Annotated in this window: 2 protein-coding genes and 1 pseudogene; all 3 read left to right on the forward strand. The window is 75.4% G+C overall.

Annotated features, from left to right (window positions below; all coding sequences use genetic code 11):
• Nucleotides 1-764 (forward strand): SUKH-4 family immunity protein (locus RIF68_RS32970; RefSeq protein ID WP_309055089.1); only part of this gene is annotated, 764 nt, incomplete at its 5' end.
• Between the two features lie 121 nt (nucleotides 765-885).
• On the forward strand, nucleotides 886-1,851 hold the full coding sequence (locus tag RIF68_RS32975) for a cellulose-binding protein (RefSeq protein ID WP_309055091.1): 966 nt from the start codon (nucleotides 886-888) through the stop codon (nucleotides 1,849-1,851).
• Between the two features lie 152 nt (nucleotides 1,852-2,003).
• A pseudogene (locus tag RIF68_RS32980) lies at nucleotides 2,004-2,956 on the forward strand (N-acetylmuramoyl-L-alanine amidase); the annotation flags it as partial.

Raw genomic sequence — 2,956 nt, forward strand, 5'->3', positions numbered from 1 at the left:
GCGCCCGGATGATCCGGGAGACGTGGCCGCAGGCGCGGATCACCAGCATCGCCCCGTACGGCCGTGATCACGCGGGCCGGCAGCAGGGCATGCGCCAGTTGCTGACCCATCAGGGCGAGCTGCACCAAGTGGCGGACGGTCCGGCGCGTCCCGCGCCGGTGCGGGCGCCGCTGCCGCAGGTGCAGCCCGCCCCGCCGCTGCCGCCGGAGGCGGTGGCGCAGGAGCTCGGCGGGGCGTTCGGTCCGGGCATCCTCCGTTTCGACCAGCGGGCGGTGTCCCGGCAGGGCGTGCCCGAGCTGGTGGCGCGGACGCTGGTGTGGGCGGGTCTGCCGGCGGACTTCGGTCCGTTCTTCTGGGCGCAGCCGGCGGTGCCGGTGGTGCCGACGCTGGCGGAGCTGGCCGCGCAGCGGCAGGTGCAGCCGGCCGGGGACGCGAGCTCGTACCTGGTGCTCGGGTCGGACTTCGGGCGGGCGATCTGCGTCCAGTACGGGACCGCGCACATCGTGGCGGTGCCGGTCGAGGCCGGTCCGGGCGGGCAGCCGGTGCCGCCGCAGTTCGTGAACACCGGTCTGCCGGAGTTCGTGCGGTGCATGGCGCTGCTGGGCCGGATGTGGCGGTTGCGGTTCGGTCTGAACCCGGAGCAGGCGGGCCGGTGGACGGTGGACTTCCAGGCGCAGCTGGCGATGCTGGACCCGGCGGCGCTGTCGTCGCCGGAGAACTGGTGGTCGGTGCTGCTGGAGCAGATGTGGGACGGCCTGCTCTGAGCACGGACCGGCACGACAGGATGTGATCAAAGGCGCTCGACGTGTGTTCACGTCGGGCGCCTTTTGTCCGTTCTCATGGAGCATCCTTGATGCTCGAGTCCATACGGAAGGGGCGTCAGGGATGAGTTTCGCTGTCGGACGGGGCCGCGGGTACCGGCCGGAGCAGGTCGACCGCTTCCTCGCCGCGCTCTCCGGGGAACGCGACGGCGCCTGGGAACGGGCGGCGCGGCTCACCGTCCTCGAGAAGGAGATGGAGGCCGAGGCCGCCCGGCTGCGCGCCGAGGCGGAGGCGCTGCCGCCGCAGCGGTACGAGTCGCTGGGCGAGGCGGCGCAGAAGATCCTGGAGCTCGCGGAGCAGGAGGACGAGCGGCTCGTACGGGCGGCCGAGGCCGAGGCGCAGGCGCTCGCGGAGGCCGCCGCCGAGGCGGCCCGGGAGGCGGCGGAGTCGGCCCGGACGTACGCCGAAGGGGTACGGGAGGAGGCCGAGGCGACGGCCCGCGCGGCCCTGGAGGAGGCCCGCCGCCGGGCCGAGGAGCTGCGGACGGTCGCCCTGCGGGACGCCGAGGGCGCCAGGAACGCGGCCCGGGAGGCGTACGAGGAGACCGTGGCCCGCGCGGAGGCGCTCCTGGCCGGACAGCGCGCCGAGCAGGCGACCGTACGGGAGGAGGCCGAGCGCGCGGCCGAGGTGCGGGCGGCCGAACTGGACGCCCGCCACGAGGAGCAGTTCGCCCGGGCCGAGGAACGCCTCGCGGAGGCCCGCCGGACCCTGTCCGCGACCGAGGAGCAGGCCCGGCACGGCCAGGAGGACGCCGAGGCCCGCGCGGCCGAGCTCCTCGCGGAGGCCCGCCTCAAGGCGGAGCGGATCGCGCGTGCGACGGAACGGGTGCTGCGGGAGCACGAGGAGGCGCGCGACGAGATCCACTCCCACATGGAGCACATCCGCAACTCCCTCGCCGCCCTGACGGGCCGCCCGGCCGCGCTGGACGACGACCGGAAGCGGGCGGCGGCGAAGGACGGGGAGGACCACGAGGACGGGGAGGACCGGAAGGACCGACAGGCCCCGAAGGCCCAGGGCACCGCGGACTAGAGCCTCTCCTCCCGTCACCGACCCGGCCGGTCACCCCTTCTGTCTCACCCCGCGCGGGGACGGCCCGTAGGCGCGGCCGCAAGGGTCCGTCCCCCGCCGGGAGTTCGCCGCCGGCCGGCCGCTACTCTCCTCTCCTCCAGGAGAGGAAGATCATGATGCGTATACGCACGTCAGGACGGCGTCTCACGGCCGCGGCCGTCACCGTCGTCCTCGCGGCCACCGGGGGCGTCGTGGCCGCGGTCCCGGCGACCGCGGCCCCCGCTCCCGCCGCGGTGGCCGCCGGGGCGGCGGAGGAGTCCCCCGTACGGTTCCCGGTGAACGCGGAGGTCGTCGGCGCGGGCACCACCGGGTTCCTGACGCGGACGAACGTGACCGGCACCGCCGCCCCCGAGTACCGCTGGACGCGCTTCGCGGACGGCTCCTCCACCGTCCTGCCGCCCGCCGCGCTGGTGACCGGCGGGGTCTCGGACGTCGTCGTGACCGGCGAGGCGGCCGAGCCGTCCGACAACCGGGTCCTGACCCTGCACGACATGGCCGCCCCGTCGGCGGCCCCGGTGCGCGTCGACCTCGACCTGCTGGGCGCGAACCACTACTTCAGCGGCGCCGTCGGCTCGACCCTCGTCGTCCTGGTGGACGACGAGGAGGCGGGGCCCTGGAAGCCGCACCTCGTCACCGTCGAGGACGGCAGGCCCGTCGCCCGCCCGGTGACCGGCCTGCCGGACACCATCTGCGACCTCAACGTGAGCGCGTACGCCACCGGCACCGCCGTCCTCGACTGCGGCCTCGGCATGAACGAGCCCCGCTCGCGGGCGGTCGTGGACCTGGCGACGGCCGCGGTCGTCTCGGCCCACCCGAACGGGTACCGGATGCCGGAGTCCGCCGTCTCCGCCACCCATGTCGCCTGGGAGGAGTCCGACGGGCGGACGGCGTGGGTCCAGGCGGCCCGCATCGGCTCGGCGGAGAGCAGGCGGATCGAGACGAACGGCTTCTGGGACGACGGCCTCCAGCTCCTCGGCGGCTGGCTGGCCTACGGCGAGCCCAGCCGCATCGACGAGGGCCAGGACACCTACGGCGGTACGGCGCCGCGCGCCCCCCGGCCGTACGT

It is taken from the genome of Streptomyces sp., from assembly GCF_031178505.1.
GTDB classification, from domain to species: Bacteria; Actinomycetota; Actinomycetes; order Streptomycetales; family Streptomycetaceae; genus Streptomyces; species Streptomyces gulbargensis.

Excerpts from the sequence above, each read along its gene's own strand:
- RIF68_RS32975 (WP_309055091.1), top strand. The coding sequence starts at position 886 with ATGAGTTTCGCTGTCGGACGGGGCCGCGGGTACCGGCCGGAGCAGGTC.